Origin of the sequence: Halobacterium noricense (genome assembly GCF_021233435.1) — an archaeon.
GTDB lineage: Archaea > Halobacteriota > Halobacteria > Halobacteriales > Halobacteriaceae > Halobacterium > Halobacterium noricense.
In genome coordinates, this window is record NZ_CP089468.1 from 2,056,090 (window position 1) to 2,074,947 (window position 18,858).

The 18,858-nt window shown below is 68.0% G+C and carries 23 protein-coding genes and 2 tRNA genes; 5 read left to right on the top strand and 20 right to left on the bottom strand.

From position 1 onward, the window contains the following. Positions 1–5 precede the first annotated feature (5 nt). A complete protein-coding gene (rpl7ae, locus tag LT974_RS10900) occupies positions 6–368 on the bottom strand; it encodes a 50S ribosomal protein L7Ae (protein ID WP_230889033.1) in 363 nt (120 codons plus the stop codon). A 221-nt stretch (positions 369–589) separates the two neighbouring features. Here rpl7ae and tmcA point away from each other — a divergent pair, with 221 nt between their 5' ends. Together tmcA and LT974_RS17960 are read left to right on the top strand one after the other, a co-directional pair. Beyond that, complete coding sequence (gene tmcA / locus LT974_RS10905; RefSeq protein ID WP_232587690.1) at positions 590–2,824, top strand: tRNA(Met) cytidine acetyltransferase TmcA; 2,235 nt, start codon at positions 590–592, stop codon at positions 2,822–2,824. A 15-nt stretch (positions 2,825–2,839) separates the two neighbouring features. After that, on the top strand, positions 2,840–3,019 hold the full coding sequence (locus tag LT974_RS17960) for a hypothetical protein (protein ID WP_408611683.1): 180 nt from the start codon (positions 2,840–2,842) through the stop codon (positions 3,017–3,019). Here the strand turns inward: LT974_RS17960 and LT974_RS10915 are convergent. Beyond that, positions 3,016–4,821, bottom strand: coding sequence for a glutamate--tRNA ligase (locus LT974_RS10915; protein ID WP_232587691.1), 1,806 nt, complete (start codon positions 4,819–4,821; stop codon positions 3,016–3,018). The two genes, LT974_RS17960 and LT974_RS10915, sit on opposite strands and share 4 nt — an antisense overlap. 215 nt (positions 4,822–5,036) lie before the next feature. Here LT974_RS10915 and LT974_RS10920 point away from each other — a divergent pair, with 215 nt between their 5' ends. Continuing rightward, positions 5,037–5,942, top strand: a complete 906-nt coding sequence (locus tag LT974_RS10920) for an NAD(P)/FAD-dependent oxidoreductase (protein WP_232587692.1) — start codon at positions 5,037–5,039, stop codon at positions 5,940–5,942. Positions 5,943–6,116: 174 nt separating this feature from the next. Here LT974_RS10920 and idsA3 read toward each other — a convergent pair whose 3' ends face one another. Continuing rightward, on the bottom strand, positions 6,117–7,163 hold the full coding sequence (idsA3, locus tag LT974_RS10925; RefSeq protein ID WP_232587693.1) for a geranylfarnesyl diphosphate synthase: 1,047 nt from the start codon (positions 7,161–7,163) through the stop codon (positions 6,117–6,119). Beyond that, on the bottom strand, positions 7,164–8,510 hold the full coding sequence (locus LT974_RS10930; RefSeq protein ID WP_230889026.1) for a ribonuclease J: 1,347 nt from the start codon (positions 8,508–8,510) through the stop codon (positions 7,164–7,166). Between the two features lie 226 nt (positions 8,511–8,736). Between LT974_RS10930 and LT974_RS10935 the strand changes: the two genes are divergently transcribed. Continuing rightward, entirely contained in the window at positions 8,737–8,925 is a 189-nt protein-coding gene (locus tag LT974_RS10935; RefSeq protein ID WP_408611684.1) for an HVO_2922 family protein, read from the top strand. Positions 8,926–8,928: 3 nt separating this feature from the next. On the opposite strand, the gene LT974_RS10940 is transcribed toward LT974_RS10935, so the two are convergent. Both LT974_RS10940 and mvk read right to left on the bottom strand, forming a co-directional pair. Next, on the bottom strand, positions 8,929–9,666 hold the full coding sequence (locus LT974_RS10940; RefSeq protein ID WP_232587694.1) for an isopentenyl phosphate kinase: 738 nt from the start codon (positions 9,664–9,666) through the stop codon (positions 8,929–8,931). Next, positions 9,663–10,649 carry a mevalonate kinase gene (gene mvk / locus LT974_RS10945; RefSeq protein WP_232587695.1) on the bottom strand — a complete coding sequence of 329 codons (987 nt, stop codon included), beginning with the start codon at positions 10,647–10,649 and terminating at the stop codon, positions 9,663–9,665. Before mvk ends, LT974_RS10940 begins: the two co-directional genes overlap by 4 nt. A gap of 84 nt (positions 10,650–10,733) precedes the next feature. Here mvk and LT974_RS10950 point away from each other — a divergent pair, with 84 nt between their 5' ends. Continuing rightward, positions 10,734–11,546 (top strand): VOC family protein, encoded by an 813-nt coding sequence (locus tag LT974_RS10950; RefSeq protein ID WP_232587696.1) that lies wholly within the window; start codon positions 10,734–10,736, stop codon positions 11,544–11,546. A gap of 49 nt (positions 11,547–11,595) precedes the next feature. Here the strand turns inward: LT974_RS10950 and rpsB are convergent, their stop codons facing one another. The 14 genes from rpsB to moaA all read right to left on the bottom strand — a co-directional run bounded on the left by rpsB (position 11,596) and on the right by moaA (position 18,767). Then, on the bottom strand, positions 11,596–12,339 hold the full coding sequence (gene rpsB / locus LT974_RS10955) for a 30S ribosomal protein S2 (protein ID WP_232587697.1): 744 nt from the start codon (positions 12,337–12,339) through the stop codon (positions 11,596–11,598). Next, the gene (gene eno / locus LT974_RS10960) at positions 12,336–13,532 is read right to left on the bottom strand and encodes a phosphopyruvate hydratase (RefSeq protein WP_232587698.1); all 1,197 of its coding nucleotides are present in this window, start codon (positions 13,530–13,532) and stop codon (positions 12,336–12,338) included. The genes rpsB and eno overlap by 4 nt, the downstream gene beginning before the upstream one ends. A gap of 1 nt (position 13,533) precedes the next feature. After that, positions 13,534–13,713, bottom strand: a complete 180-nt coding sequence (locus tag LT974_RS10965) for a DNA-directed RNA polymerase subunit K (RefSeq protein ID WP_058983662.1) — start codon at positions 13,711–13,713, stop codon at positions 13,534–13,536. Beyond that, the gene (locus tag LT974_RS10970) at positions 13,713–13,913 is read right to left on the bottom strand and encodes a DNA-directed RNA polymerase subunit N (protein WP_058983661.1); all 201 of its coding nucleotides are present in this window, start codon (positions 13,911–13,913) and stop codon (positions 13,713–13,715) included. Before LT974_RS10970 ends, LT974_RS10965 begins: the two co-directional genes overlap by 1 nt. Before the next feature lie 12 nt (positions 13,914–13,925). Next, complete coding sequence (locus LT974_RS10975) at positions 13,926–14,324, bottom strand: 30S ribosomal protein S9 (protein WP_230889020.1); 399 nt, start codon at positions 14,322–14,324, stop codon at positions 13,926–13,928. Beyond that, the gene (locus LT974_RS10980) at positions 14,318–14,755 is read right to left on the bottom strand and encodes a 50S ribosomal protein L13 (protein WP_230889019.1); all 438 of its coding nucleotides are present in this window, start codon (positions 14,753–14,755) and stop codon (positions 14,318–14,320) included. Before LT974_RS10980 ends, LT974_RS10975 begins: the two co-directional genes overlap by 7 nt. Next, complete coding sequence (locus LT974_RS10985; protein ID WP_059057180.1) at positions 14,752–15,105, bottom strand: 50S ribosomal protein L18e; 354 nt, start codon at positions 15,103–15,105, stop codon at positions 14,752–14,754. Before LT974_RS10985 ends, LT974_RS10980 begins: the two co-directional genes overlap by 4 nt. A 33-nt stretch (positions 15,106–15,138) precedes the next feature. Beyond that, positions 15,139–15,223: transfer RNA gene (locus LT974_RS10990), tRNA-Leu, on the bottom strand. 130 nt (positions 15,224–15,353) lie between these two features. After that, positions 15,354–16,097 carry a DNA-directed RNA polymerase subunit D gene (locus LT974_RS10995; protein ID WP_232587699.1) on the bottom strand — a complete coding sequence of 248 codons (744 nt, stop codon included), beginning with the start codon at positions 16,095–16,097 and terminating at the stop codon, positions 15,354–15,356. A gap of 3 nt (positions 16,098–16,100) precedes the next feature. Beyond that, positions 16,101–16,484, bottom strand: coding sequence for a 30S ribosomal protein S11 (locus tag LT974_RS11000; protein ID WP_058983656.1), 384 nt, complete (start codon positions 16,482–16,484; stop codon positions 16,101–16,103). Positions 16,485–16,490: 6 nt separating this feature from the next. Further along, the gene (locus LT974_RS11005) at positions 16,491–17,003 is read right to left on the bottom strand and encodes a 30S ribosomal protein S4 (protein WP_232587700.1); all 513 of its coding nucleotides are present in this window, start codon (positions 17,001–17,003) and stop codon (positions 16,491–16,493) included. Next, on the bottom strand, positions 17,003–17,512 hold the full coding sequence (locus LT974_RS11010) for a 30S ribosomal protein S13 (protein WP_232587701.1): 510 nt from the start codon (positions 17,510–17,512) through the stop codon (positions 17,003–17,005). The genes LT974_RS11005 and LT974_RS11010 overlap by 1 nt, the downstream gene beginning before the upstream one ends. A 22-nt stretch (positions 17,513–17,534) precedes the next feature. After that, positions 17,535–17,617: transfer RNA gene (locus LT974_RS11015), tRNA-Ser, on the bottom strand. A 160-nt stretch (positions 17,618–17,777) separates the two neighbouring features. After that, a complete protein-coding gene (gene moaA, locus LT974_RS11020) occupies positions 17,778–18,767 on the bottom strand; it encodes a GTP 3',8-cyclase MoaA (RefSeq protein ID WP_232587702.1) in 990 nt (329 codons plus the stop codon). Positions 18,768–18,858: the final 91 nt, after the last annotated feature.

Below are 18,858 nucleotides of genomic sequence, written 5' to 3' on the forward strand. Positions count from 1 at the left end.
GGTGGTTACTGGAGGTCCTCGACTTTCGTCGCGATGTCCTCGACGTCGTCTTCGGCGTCGCCGGCGTCCACGACGGCCGCGGCGGCGCTTCCGACTTCGAGCCCGGCTGCGTTGCCGAGTTCGTCCTGCGTCTCGACGAACACGACCTGAATGCCCTTCTCTTCGGCGAGCTCGGGGAGGTGCATGACGATTTCTTCGGGGGAGACGTCCTCGGCGACGAACACGAGGTCCGCGTTGCCGCGTTCGACGGCTTTGGTCGTCTCGTTGGTACCCTTCTTGACTGTACCCGTGTCACGAGCCACTTCGAGCGCTTCGAGGGCTCGTTCCTGGAGGTCTGCTGGAACGTCGTAGTCTACGTACACTGGCATGTATTGTTCACCTAGTTCCACGGACGGGCTTGCGCTCCCCTGCCGGTGCGGAATCCCTGACGGCTAGGAGCATCATCGACCCCCGTGGACTGTATCCTACATCTGGGGGCCCCTCAGTTAAAAGCGCTTTCAAAGTGTATCGCCGTGCGAAGCCGGCGCAGGGCCGTCGCCGGGTCCCGCAGGACGAAACGCCCTTCCCGCGGCTCGCCGAAACACGACCGATGGTCGTCGAGGCCGCGCGGACGCTGTACGACGAGGCCCAGTCCGTGAACGAGCGCCGCGTACTCGTCCTCACGGGCGACCGCGAGGCGTGCCTGTCGGCAGCCGACCGCGTCCTCGACGCACTCCCGATTCCGCTGACGGGGACGACGCTCGTCTCCACGCGCGACGCGCTCGCCTGCGAGCAGGTCGGCCCGCGGAACGCCGACGAACTCCTCGGCACGACCCGGGACGCCGTCGTCTTCGGCGCACACGGGGAGTGCCGGCCGAACGCGCTCGGGCGCGTCGTCGGCGCCGTCGACGGCGGCGGCCTCCTGCTCGTGCTCGCACCGCCGCTGGACGAGTGGCCGGCGCGCCGCGACGCCTTCGACGAGGGGCTGGCGGTGCCGCCGTTCGACGTCGAGGACGTCGCCGGTCGCTTCCGTCACCGGCTCGTCGAGACGCTCCGAACGCACCCCGGCATCGCTATCTACGACGTCGACGCCGACACACTCGAACGTGATGGCCTGACCAAGCCCGCACCGCGAATCGCCGACTCGAAGCCCGAGCCGCCGGCCGACCGCGCGTTCCCCCGCGAGGCGTACGAAGCGTGTCTCACGGGCGACCAGATGGACGCGCTCGCGGCGTTCGAGGAACTTCGCGACCCGCCGGCTGCCGTCGTCGCGGAAGCCGACCGCGGCCGCGGGAAGTCCAGCACGGCCGGCCTCGCCGCCGCCTGTCTCGCCCGCGACGGCCTCGACGTCCTCGTCACCGCGCCGGGCCGCCGCAGCGCCAGCGAACTGTTCGCGAGGGCGCGCGAACTGCTCCGCGACTTCGACGCGCTGGTCGCTGCCGACGAGACAATCGAGACTGATTCGGGCGGCCGTATCCGGTTCGTGAAACCGCCCGAAGCCGCTGACTTGCCTGGGGACCCGGACGCCGTCTTCGCCGACGAAGCCGCCGCGATTCCGGTGCGCCTGCTCGAATCGCTGCTGGACTGCGAGCGCCTGGCGTTCACCACGACCGTCCACGGCTACGAGGGGGCGGGCCGCGGCTTCGACGTGCGCTTCCGCGACCGGCTCGCCGACACCGACCACGAGGTCACCGACGTGACGCTCGCGGAGCCGATTCGGTACGCGGCCGGCGACCCCGTCGAAGTCTGGGCGTTCCGCGCGCTCCTCCTCGACGCCCGGCCTGCCGTCGACCCGCTCGTCGAGGACGCGACCACGGAGAGCGTCACCTACGAGGCGCTCACTCCCGACGACCGCCTCGCGGACGAGAACCTGCTCCGGGAAGTGTTCGGCCTGCTCGTGTACGCCCACTACCGCACCGAACCGAACGATCTCGCGCGCCTGCTCGACGCCCCGAACCTCGCGGTTCGCGCGCTCGTCCACGACGGCCACGTCGTATCCGTCGCGCTGCTCGCACGCGAGGGGGGCCTCGATTCGGACCTCCGCGCGGCCATGTACGAGGGCGAGCGCGTGAAGGGGAACATGATTCCGGACGTGCTCACCAGCCAGCTCCGCGACGAGGACGCCGCGATTCCCGTGGGCTACCGCGTGATGCGCATCGCCACACACCACGCCGCGCGCTCCCGCGGGCTGGGCTCGCGGCTGCTCGGCGAACTCCGCGCGGAGTCCGAGCGCGAGGCCGACTGGCTCGGGGTCGGCTACGGCGCGACGCCCGACCTGCTGTCGTTCTGGCGCGCGAACGGCTACTCGACGGTCCACCTCTCGACCACCCGCAACGACACCAGCGGCGAGTACTCCGCGGTGATGCTCGACCCGCTCTCCCAGTCCGGCGAGCGCCTCCACGACCGGCACGCCGGCTGGTTCGCGGACCGCATCCCGGACGTGCTCGCGGACTCGCTGCGCGACCTCGACCCGGACGTCGCGCGCGCCGCGCTCCGCGCCTGCGAGGCCGACCAGACGCTGGCGCTCGCGGACTCGTCGTGGCGCGTCGTCGCCGGTGCCGCCCACGGCCCCGGAATGTACAGCGTCGACCCCGCGCCGTTCCGCCGGCTCGCCCGCCACCACCTCGTCGCCGGCGACGCCGACCGCCTTGTGGCCCGCGAAGAGCGCCTGCTCGTCACGAAACTCCTGCAAGCGCGCCCGTGGGACGCCGTCGCCGACAGTCTCGACTTCCATTCCACGAGTCAGGCGATGCGCGCGCTCGGCGACGCGCTCCGCCCGCTCGTCGACGCCTACGGGACGACGGCCGCACGCGCGGAACTCGCGCGCTTCGCCGACGAAGACTAACGACCCGCCGGCGTCGTGGGGAGCGTCCTCCCGCTGCTCCCGAGTGGCCTGCTCTCGCTGGCCGGTGTGCTCGTCTACTGGTGGACGACCGGCGAGCCCGGATTTCTGTTGCTCGCCGTGCTCGCGTCCGCAGGAATACAGGTCGTGCTCACGACGACCGTGTTCGCGGTCGTCGCGTGGCTCCAGTTCGCCTAGGGGTGCGCGTAGTACGCGACCGATTCGTCGGCGTCGTGGCGGTCACAGCGCGCGAACCCGACGCGCACGAACTGCACGACGTCGTCCGGGTCGACGTCTGCGAACCCGGGTTCGGCGTAGCCCGTGACGTCGCCGTCCATCGTCCGCAGGCGGACGCGAACGTTGTCGTCGGCGGGCACCCAGTGGACGACGTCGACGTGCTCCTCGCGGACGATGTCGATGTCCGCGTCGAGGAACTCGAAGCGCTCGCCGTCGTAGCGCACGGGGCCGTACCCCTTCAGCCAGACGCGCTCGCCGACCGCCGGCAGGTCGTCCCCCTCGATTAGCACGCCGTCCGCGACGGGGATGTCGCGTTCACCGCGGTCCTCGTGCTCGGGGTGGACGGGCGGGTTCGCGCTGTCCGGGCCGCCGTCGACGGGCACCTGGATGGCGGCGTACTCCTCGTCGGCGTCCTCGGCGCGCGCCGCGAAGTCGTCGCGAACGAGGAACTGGCGGGGGGCCTCGTCGTCGACGCGGTCGCGGTTGTTCGAGTAGATGGCGGACATCGAGAGGTCGACGTTGCTCGTGGACGTCCCCAACTCGACCATCGCGTCCACGATGGCTTCCCCGCGGATGCCGCGGCGCTGGACGCTCGGGAGCGTTGGCGCGCGCGGGTCGTCCCAGCCGTCGAGTTCGCCCGCGTCGATGAGTTCGCGGATGGTCGACGTTGACATCTTCACGTCGTAGGCGTCGACCTGCACGTGGCCCCAGTGGATGACCTCGGGGTACGTCCAGTCGAAGTAGTCGTAGACGAACTGCTGGCGCTTCGCGGAGTCCTGGAGGTCGATGCCGCGGATGATGTGCGTGACCCCGGTGAGGTGGTCGTCCACGCCGGACTGGAAGTCGAGCATCGGCCAGCAGCGGTACTGTTCGGCCTCATCGCGCGGGTGTGGGGTGTCGATGATGCGGAACGCCACCCAGTCGCGGAGCGCGGGGTTCTTGTGCTCGATGTCGGTCTTCACGCGGAGCACCATCTCGCCGGAGTCGTACTCACCATCGACCATCGCCTCGAACTCCTCGTGGACGGTGTCGGCGTCCTTCTCGCGGTGCGGGCACGCCTCCCCGTTGTTCTTCAGTTCGGAGAATTCGCCGGCGGGACAGCTACACGTGTACGCGCCGCCCAAATCGATGAGGTCGCGGGCGTGCTCGTAGTACGTCTCCAGGCGGTCGCTGGCGCGGTACACTTCGGCGGGCTCGAAGCCCAGATACTCGATTTCCTCGAGAATCTCGTCGTACGCCCACAGCAGCGGGCGCTTGGTCTCGGGGTCGGTGTCGTCGAAGCGCACGATGAACTCGCCGTCGTACTCCTCGGCGTACGTCCCGATGACCGCGGGCATGCGGGCGTGGCCGATGTGCCACGGCCCGTTCGGGTTCGGCGCACACCGCATCCGAATCTCGTCGTAGTCGGCGGCGTCCTCGCGAGCCTGCGAGCGAGGGCTCGTGGAGCTCGGCTTCACGGCGTTCGGGAGGTCGGGCAGCACCTCGTCCTCGCCTTCGTCCTCTGCTTCGAGTTCCTCGACGCGCTCGGGCGCGAGCTCGGCGAGGCGCTCCCGCTTCCCGTCGCGGTCCATCGCGTTCACCTCGTCGATGACGGGCGCGATGATGCCGGGTATCTCGTCGCCGTGCTCCCGGAACTCCGGATTCTCGCCCATCAGCGGCCCCATGATAGCGCCGACCTGAGCGTCGCTGTCGTGTTTGAGCGCGTTGTACAGCGCCGCCGTCTCGGCTTCGCGGCGCACGCGCTCGGTGAGCTCGTCGTCCATTACGTGGCCGTTCGCCCGAGGCCGGCAAATCCGTTGGGATTCGCGCCGACGCGGGTCCGCCTCCGCGAGGCACGTGGGCCGTCGCGGTGACGCGCTCCCGATGTGTTTATGCGTGGTTAGGTCGGCCTAAAACACGTGCAACAGCGCGACCGAACTGGACTCCCGGCACGCGGCGCCGCCGTCGAACGACGAGCCAGCGCCAGCGGGGACGACGCATGACTTCGTCCGACACCAGCGACGCGGCCGCGGAGTGGGACGTCGCCGTCGTCGGCGGCGGGCCGGCGGGCTGCTCAGCTGGCGTCTTCGCCGCCCGCGAGGGCCTCGACACGGTCGTCTTCGACTGCGGGCGCTCGTCGCTCCAGCAGTGCGCACACTTGGAGAACTACCTCGGGTTCCCCGCGGGCATCGACGTCGAGACGTTCTACGCGCTCGCCCACGACCACGCCGAAGAAGCGGGCTGTGAACTCGTCCCCGAATTCGTCGAATCGGTCGCGCACGCCGACGACGGCGGCTTCATTCTCGAGCCGCAGTCCGGCGAACCCGTGCGAGCGACTCGCGTCGTCGCTGCCACTCGCTACGACGCCGACTATCTCCAGCCGCTGGACGCGGACGGCGAGATGTACGAAACCCACGAGCACGGCGGCGAGGAACAGGAGTACTTCGACCGAACCTACGCCGACGACGACGGCCGAACGCCGATTGACGGCCTCTACGTCGCCTCACCAGTAGAGGAGTGGTCGACGCAGGCCATCGCGGCAGCGGGCTTCGGCGCGCTCGTCGGCCGCCACGTCGTCGGAGACGCGCGCCGCGAACAGGGGTATCCCGAGGGACTGGCCGAGCGCGTCGACTGGCTCCGACAGGAGCGCGCTCGCGACGAGGAGTGGGCCGACCCCGACCGCTGGCGCGAGTACTTCGACGAACACGTCCCGGAGGACCACGACCTCGCGGACGACGAACTAATCGAACTCCGTGAGGCGGAGGTCGACGACCGCCTCGGCAGGTACGTCGACGACGAAGAAATCGACCGCCGCCGGCAGGAAGCCCACGACCGAATCCTCGAACACCTCGACGACGACCGCATCCGCGCCTACCTCGACCGGGCGGACGACGACGCTCCGTAGCGGCGGCTGTTTGAAGAGTTAGCATACGCGCGGCGAAGCCGCGCGTTTCACTGCCGGAGCGGGGCGGAGCCCCGCGGAGGCAGGCCTTTTTAGCGTAGATTTTTTGCGCGAGAGGTTCCCGCAGCGAGCGGCCGGTGGCCGCGAGCGAGGAAACCCGAGCGCAAAAAAGGTACCTTAGTAGCCCCGTTCGACGAGGTAGTCCGCGACCTGTTCGAGGCGGTGGTGTGCCTCGTTGTCGGGGAGGACGTCGAGGTGGGCTTTGGCTTCGGCGACGAGGTCGTCCGCGCACTCGCGGGCGTACTCGATGCTGCCGACCTCGCGGAGCTGTTCGACGGCGTCCTCGATGTCGGCGTCGGTGACGTTCTCGGGGTCGTCGGCGTCCAGCAGGTCGTCGACGTCGACGCCGTGCTCGCTGGCGTGCAGCGTCACGACGGTCTTCTTGCCTTCGACGAGGTCCGAGCCGCGCTGTTTGCCGAGCTGCTCGGAGGGGACCGTGAGGTCGAGGACGTCGTCGTGGATCTGGAACGCCTGCCCGGCTTTGACGCCGTAGTCGTACAGCGCTTCGACGGTGTCGTCGTCGGCGCCCAGCAGGACCGCGGGAATCGACGCCGCCGCGGCGTACAGCACCGCGGTCTTCAACTCCACCATCTCCATGTACTCGTCGGGGAGGACGTCCGTGCGCGTCTCGAAGTCGACGTCGAGGGCCTGCCCCTCACAGATGTGGGTGCAGGTCTCCGCGAGCGTCTGCATCGCGCCCATGCCGCGCTCGGGCGGCGCGTCCGTCTGCAGCATGATTTCGAACGCCTTCGAGTAGAGCGTGTCGCCCGCGAGAATCGCGGTCTCGGTGTCGTACTCGCGGTGGACCGCCGGCACGCCGCGCCGGAGGTCGTCGTCGTCCATGATGTCGTCGTGGATGAGCGTGAACGACTGGATGACCTCGATGGAGACCGCCGCCGACATCACGTCCACCTCGCTGCCCGTCAGGTCGGGGAACTCCCGGTAGTCCGTGCTCCCGGGTTCGACGTCTGCCAGCGCCTCCGCGGTCAACAGCAGGACCGCGGGGCGAAGGCGTTTGCCGCCGGCTTCCAGGAGGTAGCGCGCCGCCTCGTAGAGGCGTTCGGGGCGCTGCGCCGGGAGGTCCTCGTCGATGGCGGCGTTGACCTTCTCGCGGCGCTCGCGGACCGCGCCGAGCACCGCTTGTTCGCGGGCGTTCTTGGACATCTACTCGACGAGCTGGATGGTGTTGCCGTTCGAGGTCACGTGGAGGTCGCGACCGACCTTGTACCCCTGACTCTCCGCGAGGCTGACGTACGGTGCGAAGCCCTTCATGTTCTGGTGGGCGGGGATGATGTGCTGGGGCTGGAGCGCCTGCATCATCTCGTAGTGGCCTTCCTCGCGGAGGTGGCCGGAGACGTGGATGTCGTCGTAGATGCGTGCGCCCTGCATGCGGAGGAGCTGTTCGGACTGATAGCGCTGGCCCTCGTTGGTCGGCTCCGGGATGACGCGCGCCGAGAAGATGACCTTGTCACCGTTCTCGATGTCGTACGGCGTCTCGCCGCGGCCCATGCGGGTGAGCATCGCCCGGGGCTCGCCCTGGTGGCCCGTGACGATGGGGAGGAAGTTCTCCTTGCCCTCGTTCATCACACGCTTGAACGCGCGGTCGACGCTCTTGCGGTGGCCGAACATCCCGAGGTCGTCCGGGAAGTTCACGCGGCCCATGCGCTCGGCGGTGCCCGAGTACTGCTCCATCGAGCGGCCGAGGAGAATCGGCTCGCGGCCGATGTCCTTGGCGAACTCGACGAGCGAGGATACGCGGGAGACGTGGCTGGAGAACGTCGTGGCGACGATGCCGCCGTCGTAGTCCTCCATGCTCTGTATCGCGTCCTTGAGGTGGCGTCGCGCCACGCTCTCGGAGGGCGTGCGGCCCTTCCGGCCGGCGTTCGTACAGTCCTCGATGTAACAGAGGACGCCCTCGCCCTCGCGCCCGATCTCGCGGAAGCGGTCCATGTCGATTGGGTCTTCCAGTACCGGGTCGTGGTCGATGCGCTTGTCGAGGCCGTAGACGACCGAGCCCTCCGGCGTGTGGAGAACGGGGTTGATGGCGTCGATGATGGAGTGTGTGACGTGGACGAATTCGAGTTCGCACTCCTCGCCGATCTGCATCGTCTCGCCGGACTCCATCTCCACGAGCTCGTTGTCGACGCCGAACTTCTGTTCGCCCTCGATCTGGCCTTTCACGAGTTCGAGCGTGAACGGCGACGCGACGATGGGCGCGTCGTAGCGGTGGGCGAGCTTGCTGATTGCGCCGATGTGGTCGAGGTGGCCGTGCGTCGGCACGATTGCCTGCACGTCGCCCTCGAGGTCGGACATGACGCGGTCGTCCGGGATGGCGCCCATGTCGATGAGGTCGAGGCTGTGCATCTTCTCGGTCTCGACGTTGTCGTGAATCAGGACCTGCGAGAGGTTGAGGCCCATGTCGAAAATGACAATGTCGTCACCGGCTCGGACGGCAGTCATCTGCCGACCGACTTCTTCGTATCCGCCGATTGTTGCGATTTCGATTTCCATGGTTTTGAAGCACTGAAACCCCCGGTGAGGGGGAGTCGTGTCTGAAACAGCCGCGCGCTGGCGGCGGCGGCCGCGGCGTCTTACAGCCATCGGCCGCCGCCGCGTCAACGCACGCGACGCTGCTCTTGGCAGCCCTACGTCCCGCGGTGTTAAAAACAGCGGGGATTGCCGCGGCGTCGAGCCGTCGGCCACAATCGCCTTGGGGACGGACGACGTGCTCGGTCGTATGCCGGACGCCACCTTCGAGATTTACGAGGACGACATCGGACAGTACCGCTGGCGACTCGTCCACACCAACGGCAACATCATCGCGGACTCCGGCGAGGGGTACGCCTCGAAACAGAAGGCCCGACAGGGGCTGAACAGCGTCAAGGAGAACGCGCCCGACGCCGACATCGAGGAAGTCGACGAGTAAGCGTCAGCCCTCGATGCGCGTCCCGGCGTCCTCGCCGGCGAGGAACGCCGAGAGGGCGTCGGGGCCGAACACGAACGCGGGCGCGCCGAGCGCCAGCAGCGCGCGGACTTTCGCGGCCATTCCGCCCGTGACGTCGGTCGTGTCGCTGCCGCCCAGTGCCGCCGCGACGTCCTCGTAGTCCGTGATTTCTCGGACTACGTCCCCGGACTCGTCGAGGACGCCGGGGACCGCCGAGCAGAGGCCGACGCGGTCGGCGTCCAGTTCGCCGGCGACGTGCGTGACGAGCTCGTCGCCGCTGACGATTGTCGCACCTTCCCCAACCTGTGTGAGCACGTCGCCGTGCAGCACCGGCACGAACCCCTCGTCGAGCATCGCCGCGAGCTGCCCGGTCGGGAACTGGAGGTTGCCGTCGGCGGTCCGGTAGCCGACCGAGAACGGGTGGACGGGGACTGCGGGGACGCCCGCGTCCGCGAGCGCGCTCACGACCGCCCTGTTCAGTTCCTCCATCGCGCTCGCGACGTCGCGTGCAGCCGTTGCGTCCTTCGAGCCCTCGGTGCTGGAGATGCCGTGTTCGGCCGCGTGCGGGTGGCCGAAGCTCCCACCGCCGTGCACCACCACGAGGTCGTCCACGGCAGCGTCGCCGAGTGCGCCCGCGAGGTCCGCGAGGCGGTCGATGGCGACGGTCTCGGGCTGGTCTTTCTCGGTGACGACGCTGCCACCGAGTTTCACGACGACCGTCATTCGACGCGCACGCCCTCCGTCGCGAGGTCAGCCTGGAACGACTGCTCGCACTCTGGAGCCAGCGACAACGCGGTTTCCACGCCGTCCTCCCGGTCGAGTGCGACGATGCAGCCGCCACCGCCCGCGCCGGTGAGCTTCGCACCGAGCGCGCCACCGTCCCGGGCCGCCCACACGAGGTTGTCCAGCGAGCGCGCGGAGACGCCCAGCGCCGAGAGCAGGCCGTGGTTGAAGTCCATCAGCCGGCCGAGCGTGTCGAGGTCGCCGTCCGCGAGCGCCTGCTCGCCCTCCCGCACGAGGTCGCCGATGGCTCCGACGGTGTCGGCCGCGAAGTCGTACTCGTCGCGGAGGTCGCGCACGCCCGCCACGAGTTCGCCGGTATCGTGGCTCGCACCGTCGTAGCCGACGACGAACGGCAGGTCGGGCGCGTCGATGGCCCGGCAGTCGTCGCCCTCCACGCGGACCGCGCCGCCCATCGCCGAACAGAACGTGTCCGCGCGCGAAGCCTGCCCGTCCTGGACCTCGTGCTCGACGCGGTACGCGCGCTCGGCGACCTCCTCGGGCGCGAGTTCGACGCCGAGCTCGCGCGTCGCGGCGTCGATGCCCGCGACGACGACCGCCGCGCTCGACCCCAGTCCCGCGCCGAGCGGAATCTCGCTCTCGATTTCCACGTCGAAGCCCGCGACCGGTTGGCCGGCAGCGTCCCGCGCTTGCTCTAGCGATTCCTCGACGTATCCCATCGCCGCCTCGATGAGCGGCGTCGGCACGTCCACGTCGGGCTGTTCGTCGCTCCCGGAGCCGTACTCCACCGTGAACCCGTCCAGCGAGAGGTCGTCCGCGGACACCCGCACGCGGTCGTCGTCGCGGGCCGTCACGGTCACGCGCGCCCGTCGCTCGATAGCGCAGGGCACCGCGGGCTCGCCGTAGACGACGGCGTGCTCGCCGAAGAGGTAGACCTTCCCCGGCGCGCTCGAAGTCGTAGTCATACCTCCCAGTCGGGGCCACGCCGTTACAGAAGTTCCGGAACGCCCCGCCGCAGGCTTTTGCGTGCGGCCCCCGAACGAGCGGCTATGCGCCCCGTCATCGACCACGTGCCGTTCGCCGCCAGCGACCTCGACGCCCTCGTCGAGCGATTCGAAGCCGCCGGCTTCGACCCCACGTACGGTGGCGCGCACCCCGACGCAGGCACGGAGATGGCGGCGCTCGTGCTGCCGGACGGCTCCTACCTCGAACTCGTCGCGCCCACGCGCGACCAGCCCGACCGCTGGCCCGCGTACTTCGACGCCGCCGACCCCGTCGCCGGCCCCTGCGACTGGTGCGTGGAGACTGGCAGCGTCCACGCCGAGTGCCAGCGCGTCATCGACCACGACGTCACCGTCCGCGGCCCGATTCACGGCCGCCGCGAGCGCCCGGACGGCACGCTCGTCGAGTGGGACCAGGCGTTCCTCGGCGGCAACGACAGCCTCCTCCCGTTCGTCGTCAGCGACCGCACGCCCCGCGAGTACCGCGTCCCCGACAGCGACCTCTACGGGTCGCCGGTCTCGGGGATTTCGTGGGTCGTCCTCGCGACCGACGACATCGCCAGCGCAATCGAGCGCTTCCAGCGACTCTACCGGCTCCCCGAACCGGACCACGACTACGACGACACGTACGGCGACCTCGCGCGCTTCCCCGGACAAGATATCGTGCTCTGCGAGCCCACGAGCGGGCGGGTCCGGGAGCGACTCGACCGGCTCGGTCCCGGTCCCGTCTCCGTGCTCTTGAGCGCGGACATCGACGACGCGCGCCACCGCCACCCTCTCGACGGTGGTCGCGAGTGGTTCGGGCGGCGCGTGCGCTTCGTCGACGGGCTCGACGGCTACCTCGGCGTCGTCTCGATATAGCCGTCGCTGGCCGGTCTATTAACTGAAAAGTACGAAAGCGGAAGCCGGGTTAGAGGCCGTCCTCGAAGTCTTCGAGGGAGTACGTCGGTTCGGCACCGCGGCGGTCGAGCGTCTCGTTGGCGAGCAGCCAGTAGACGACCGACAGCGCGCGCCGCCCCTTGTTGTTCGTCGGGACGACGAGGTCGACGTTGCTCGTCTGGTTGTTGGAGTCGCACATCGCAATCACGGGGATGCCGACCGTGATGGCTTCCTTGACGGCCTGCGCGTCACCGATGGGGTCAGTGACGACGAGGACGTCCGGCTCGATGTAGCCGTCGTACTGCGGGTTCGTCAGCGTACCCGGGATGAACCGTCCCGTCCGGGCGCGTGCGCCGACCGCTTCCGCGAACTTCTCCGCGGGGAAGCGGCCGTACTGGCGCGACGACGTGACCAGAATCTGCTCCGGGTCGTAGTTCGCCAGGAAGTCGGCGGCCGTCCGGATGCGCTCGTCCGTCTTCGAGACGTCGAGCACGTAGAGGCCGTCCGTGCGGACGCGGTGGATGAACCGGTCCATGTCGTTGGTCTTCTGCTGGGTACCGATGTGGACACCAGCGCCGAGGTAGTCCTCGACGGGGATGAGCAGGTCGGCCTCCTCGTCGGACATGACGTCCTCCGTGACCGCCGCTCCCGGCTCCTCTTCGGTGGGCTGTTCGTCTGTCTGGGCGTCGCTCTCGGCGCCCTCGGCGGCAGGCTCGGCTGCCTGCTCCGCGGCGTCCTCGAGGTCGGCCTCTGTGTCGGATTCGTTCTCGCTCATGCTTCGTCCGCGATGCGGATGAGTTCGTTCAGCTTGGCAGTTCGCTCGCCGCCGACCGTCCCCGTCTTGATGAACGGGGCGTCGGTCGCCACGGCGAGGTGTGCGATGGTCGTGTCCTCGGTCTCGCCGCTGCGGTGGGAGACCACGGCCTCGTAGCCGTTCCGGGACGCCAGCTCGATGGCGTCGAACGCATCGGAGAGCGTCCCGATCTGGTTGGGCTTCACGAGGATGCTGTTGGCCGCGCCGACCTCGATGCCGTCGCGGAGTCGCTCGACGTTCGTCACGAAGAGGTCGTCCCCGCAGACGAGCGTGTCGTCGCCGACGCGCTCGGTCAGCGCCGAGAACGCCGCGAAGTCGTTCTCGTCGAGGGGGTCCTCGACGTACGCGAGGTCGTACTCCTCGACGAGGTCGACGACGTACTCGATTTGCTCCTCCGTGGAGCGAACCTCGTCGCCGTAGACGTACTCCTCGGACTCGTAGCGCTCGGCGGCCGCCATGTCGAGGCCGAACTGGACGTCGAAGCCGAACTCCTCGGCGACGTCGCTGGTGGCCTCGTCGACGATTTCGAAGGCGATGGCGTCGTCAATGGACGGTGCCCACGCACCCTCGTCGCCTTTCGCGGCGGCCTCGCCGCGCTCTTCGAGGAGTTCGCCCACGCGCTCGTGGACGGCGGCGTTCGCGAACACGGCCTGCCGGACGCTCGGCGCGCCGACGGGGGCCGCGAGGAACTCCTGAATCGCGGTCGCGTCGGCGGCGTGTTCGCCGCCGCCGACGACGTTCCCGAGCGGCACGGGGAAGTTCCGACCGCGGAAGGCGCCGCCGAGATGCTGGTACAGCTGCACACCGAGCACGTCCGCGGCGGCCTTCGCGGCCGCCATACTGACGGCGACCGCGCTGTTCGCCCCGACGTCGGAGAAGTCCTCCGTGCCGTCGGCGGCGTGCAGTGCGGCGTCGACGCCGCGCTGGTCGCCGGCGAACTCCCGTCCTTCGAGGCGCGGCGCGACGTGTTCGCGCGCTGCCGCAATCGCCTCCTCGACGGGGAGTTCGACGGCCTCGTGTTCGCCCGTGCTCGCGCCGGATGGCGCTGCCGCACGGCCGAACCCGCCGTCCGCGGTCACGACCTCGGCTTCCACGGTCTTGTTGCCGCGGGAGTCCAGAATCGGCCGGAATCGGACGGACTCGATGCGCGTCATCTCAGTTGTCCCTCCGGACAGTGAACGGGAGCGCGTCCGCGTCGTACTCCTCGGCCGCGATGAGAATGGGCTCGGTCTGGTCGGTATCGACCAGCACGGGCGCCCCGTACGACACCTGCAGCGCTCGCGCACCGATGATGCGGGCCTTCTCGTACCGATTGAAGTGTTGTGTGTCGCTCATTACTGGTAGGGCGAGACGACGTCCACGAGGTCCTGGTGGGAGACCATCATGCGTCGACAGCAGTGCCGGTCCACGCCGAGGTCGTCCAGCACGTCCGCTGGGTCCTCGTCGCCGTCGTGGGTCTCGGCGCGTGCCTTGAACTCTTCCCAGTACTCACCGACGACGTTACCGCACGTGAAACACCGGACTGGTACCATCATGATTTGGTCACCTCAGCGGTAGGACTTCTGGTAGCGGGCACGAGCGCCCGGACCGCCCCACTTCTTGGACTCGGACTGCCGGACGTCGTTGACCAGCAGACTGCGGTCGAACTCACGGTACGCGTCCCGGAGCTCCGCGTCGCTGTAATGCTCGACCAACCCGCGCGCGATGGCGGTGCGGACGGCGTCAGCCTGGCCCGCGAAGCCGCCACCCGAGACGTCGATGTCGACGTCGACGTCGTCTCGGAGGTCTTTGCCCGCGATGCGGAACGGCTCCAGCATCTTCAGGCGCGACATCTCCGGGTCGACGAGTTCGACGGGCGTGGAGTTGATTCGGACACGACCCTCGCCGTCGCTCACGGTCGCGCGAGCGACGGCCGTCTTCTTCTTACCGGACGTGTTGGTTACCATGTGACGTTAGCACCTAGTTCCTTGGAGACCTCGCCGACGGTGACGAAGCGAATCGTCGAGAGTCGGTCTAGCGACGTTCCCTCGATGACTTCGCTGTCCTCGTCGAACGGGTTACCGACGTACACGCGGACGTTCTCGAACGCCTCACGGCCGTCCTGCTGCTTGTACGGCAGCATGCCACGGATGGCGCGCTTGAAGACGCCGTCCGGGCGTTTCGGGTAGTACGGACCGCTGTCGGAGCCCAGCTCCGCGCGTTTGTTGTACGTCTCGAAGATGTCCTCCTTGGTGCCGGTGATGACTGCCTGCTCGGCGTTGACGACGGCGATCGTCTCGCCGTCGAGGGCGCGTTCGGCGACGTTGCTCGCCACGCGACCCATGATGCAGTCCCGCGCGTCGACGACCACGTCGGCGTCGAATTCTGCGAGACTCATCGAATCACCCGCACGTCGGACCCTTCGGGGTTCTGTTCGACTGCCTGTTCCAGATGGACGGCCTCGCCGTCGGCGTGCTCGATTTTCGTCTTCGCGCTGCCGGAGAAATCCACGGCAGCGACGGTGACGGACTTTCGAAGCGCGCCGGACCCCAGCACCTTGCCGGGGACGACGACGGTCTCGTCCTCGTTCGCGTAACGTTCGATACGACTCAGGTTCACCTCGGCGTGCGTGCGGCGCGGCTTCTCCAGCCGGCCAGCGACGTCGTGCCAGACGTCCGTGCCCGAATCTCGGGCGACGGACTTCAGTTCGGCGATGAGACTGCTGAGTCTCGGACTTGTCTTACTCATGCTCGTACTCCTGGAAAGTTGTGAGAAGTCGAGTGCAGGGAGCAGGATTTGAACCTGCGAACCCCTACAGGACAGCGCCCTGAACGCTGCGCCTTTGACCTAACTTGGCTATCCCTGCACGGCCGCGATGGCGCTTCGCTTCTCCGTAGCTCCCGACCCTTCTTACCGATTTCGATTGCCGGGCCCGAGGCTCCCGGGGCAGGAGTGGGCGTCGGCGCGGTAGTGTGGGTCGGAGCAATCATGTTATGTTATAGTTGGACTGCCTGTTCGAGTTCGTCCGCGCGGTCGACCAGGGAGTCGACTGCTCGGAGAACTAGCTCTGTCACGGGCATCGAGCCGTCGGATTCGACGTGGAAGACGAACGCGCCGGGGACGTCCTCGACTTCGAGCTCCTTGCCGGGATACCGGTTCGTGAGGTCGTTGTCGAAGTCGTCCGTCGGCACGAGCTCGCCGTCCTCCTCGATGACGCCCCGGAGCATCCGGGGTTCCTCCTCGGCGTACTCGTCGGCGTCGCCGACGACGTTCACGCGCTGGAGGTGTCGGTAACCGACCGCGACGCCGCCTTGGTGTTTGGCGTGGTCGCGGCCGTAGCCGAGTTCCGCGTCGGCTTCGAGTTCGAGGCGCTGGTCGTCTTTGAGCTCGATGATGGGGATGTTCTCGTCGGCGGCCGCCACTTCGGGGTCCTGACAGACCAGGTCCCCGGAGTACGCCGTCCCCGGGCCCTCGACGTCGAGCGCGAGCGTGACCGTGTCACCCTCGGCGAAGTCCTCGGGCGTCGTCAACGGGACGAGGCCGAGACGCAGCGCGAGCTGTTCGTCGAACATCACGCTGGAGTTCTCGACGAACCGGACGGTGTCGATGGACAGCGTCGGAACGTCGGCGATGATCGCTCGCCGAATGCCGTTCGCGAACGCCGGCGTGATGTTGCGAACGACGAACCGGGCTTCCCGGTCGTCGCGGTCGATGAATTCGACGTCGAAGTCCGTGCTCATGGCTTAGTACCCGCTGTTCTTCGGCGGACGCGTCCCGTCGTGGGGGACGGGCGTCACGTCCTCGATGCGGCCGATTTCGAGACCGGCGCGAGCGAGCGCTCGGATGGCAGCCTGCGCGCCCGGACCCGGGCTGCGCTGGAGGTTGCCACCGGGGCCGCGCACGCGAACGTGCACCTTGTCGATGCCCTGGTCTAAGACGTCTTCGGCGAGCTGTTCGGCCATCTGCATCGCGGCGTACGGCGACGCCTCGTCACGGTTCTGCTTCACCACGGTACCGCCACTCGACTTTGCGAGCGTCTCTGCGCCCGTCTCGTCGGTGACCGTCATGATGGTGTTGTTGAACGAGGCGTGGATGTGCGCGATGCCCCATTTGGTGTCGTCAGCCATATTGTGTTACTCCTGTGCACCGGCGCGAGCCGGGTGCAGTTCGTCTGTGAGGTCGCTTCGTTCGTCGAACGCGATGGCGTCCTCCTCGGAGACGTCGACCTTGTAGGAGGGCTCCGTGACGCGGCTCCCGTCGACCGTGATGTGGCCGTGGGAGATGAACTGTCGGGCCTGACCGACAGTGTTCGCGAGGCCCTCGCGGTAGACGACCGTCTGCAGGCGGCGTTCGAGGACGTCCGTCACGTCGAGCGACAGGACGTCGTCGAGCGCCTCCTGGTTGGAGAGCACGCCGATGCGCTGCAGGCGCGAGACGAACTCCTCGCCGCTGGTGGCCTCCGTACGGCCGAGCAGGCGGCGCGCCTCGCGGCGGAAGTTGCGCAGTTCGGACTGCGCGCGCCAGAGTTCCTCTTTGTTCTTCAGGCCGTACCGGGAGACGAGGTCGCTCTCCTCGGAGATGCGTTCGCCCTGATACGGGTGATTCGGCGTCTCGTAGAACTTGGTGTTCTCACCTGGGAGCGCCATTATTCTTCCTCACCCGCTGCTTCTTCTGCTGCCTGTTCTTCCTTGATAGCCTCGACGTTGACGCCGATGGTACCTTCCGTACGACCGGTGGACTTGGTGCGCTGACCGCGGACCTTCTGTCCGCGCTCGTGTCGGATGCCCTTGTAGGACCGAATCATCTGCATCCGATTGATGTCCTGGTCGCGCGTCAGGTTGACGTCGTTGCCGGTGACGTGCTGGGTCTCGCCGGAGTAAAAGTCGTTCCGACGGTTCGCGAGCCACTCCGGAGCGTGGTCTGCGAACTCGTTGACGGCCGCCTTGATGTCGTCGATGACATCGTCTTCGAGGCGACCAATCGTCGCGGTGCGGTCGACGTCCGCGTTCTCCGCGACGACTCGCGCGACTCGTCGGCCGACGCCGTCGAGTTCCGCGAGCGCACGCTCGACGGACTTGGTACCGTCGAGGTCTGTCTGCCCGATACGGACGAAGTACTGAATGTCCTCGTCCGCGTCTTGTTCTTCCGAACTCATGTTTTGATGTGTTGTGGAAAGGCGTCGTGGCGGGGATTTGAACCCCGGAGGCTTGCGCCACAGAGTTAGCAACCCTGCGCCTTGACCAGGCTAGGCTACCACGACACGCTTTCGGGTGTATCTTCGCCCTCTCGGACTCGGGACCCGACGCCCCTACAGTGACTGCGTTCTTGAGAAATCGCGGCCCGTACTTAAACATCACGAAAGGGCGTGGGTCGCGGACGACACGCGCTCCCATGCCGTGCGCCGAAAATCCGGTCTGCGGTCAGTTCGCCGACTCGGTCCCGCCGTCAGCGTACACCTCGACGTAGTCGTCGTTGACCTCCCAGCCGCCGTCACCGTTCTCGACCATGTACTCGCCGTAGTACGGCACCCGGTTCTCGACGGTCTCTCGGAACGCCTCCCGAATCTCGGCCTTCGACATCTCGCCCATCGACCGCAGGTCGTCGTTGCGGTTCAGGCACCCCTTCAGGTAGCCTTCGTGTGTCACGCGCACGCGGTGGCAGTTCGCGCAGAACTCCTCGTTGCCGACGGGGTCGACGATTTCGACCATTCCTCCATTCACCCAGTACCGCCGCCGGTCGTGCATTTCGCGGTGCTCGACGCGGTCCGCGCGCTCTTCGAGCCAGTTGTGGACGTCGTCGATGTCGACGGCCCACTCCGGGTGGCCCGCGATTTCGGGCATGTACTCGATGAGCTGGAGCTGGAGCGCGTCGTTCTCCGCGACGTGGTCGACCATCTCCGGCACGTAGCCCGCCGTCTTCCGGAACACGACCATGTTCAGTTTCACCGGGTCGAGGCCCGCGTCCACGGCCGCCCGCACGCCCTCCAAGACCCTCTCGTAGGCCCCGCTCTTCGTGAGCGCCTGAAAGTCCTCGGCGTCGAGGGCGTCCTGCGAGACGTTCACGCGTTCGAGGCCCGCGTCCACGAGGTCATCCGCGCGCCCGGGCAGGAACGTGCCGTTGGTCGTCATCGACACTTCCATCGACTCGGGCGTGCGCCGAATTATCTCCTCCAGGTCGTCGCGCAGCATCGGCTCACCGCCGGTGAGCTTCACCTTCTCGACGCCGAACTCCTCGACGACTTCGAGGAAGCGGACGACGTCGTCGGCGCTCATCTCGTGGTCCCGTGCGTCCATCGGGCCGCGCGTGTCCCCCAGTCCCTCGTTGTGACAGTAGACACAGTCGAAGTTACAGCGGTCCGTGAGGGAGACCCGGACGCCGGAGACCTCGCGCCCGAACGAGTCCGAGAGCATGCCAGAACGTGGCACGTACAGACGCTTAAACTCGTGGGTGCAAGCGGCGATTTCGTAACCCTGAGTGGTTACGCTCGGGGTGTGGTGTGCG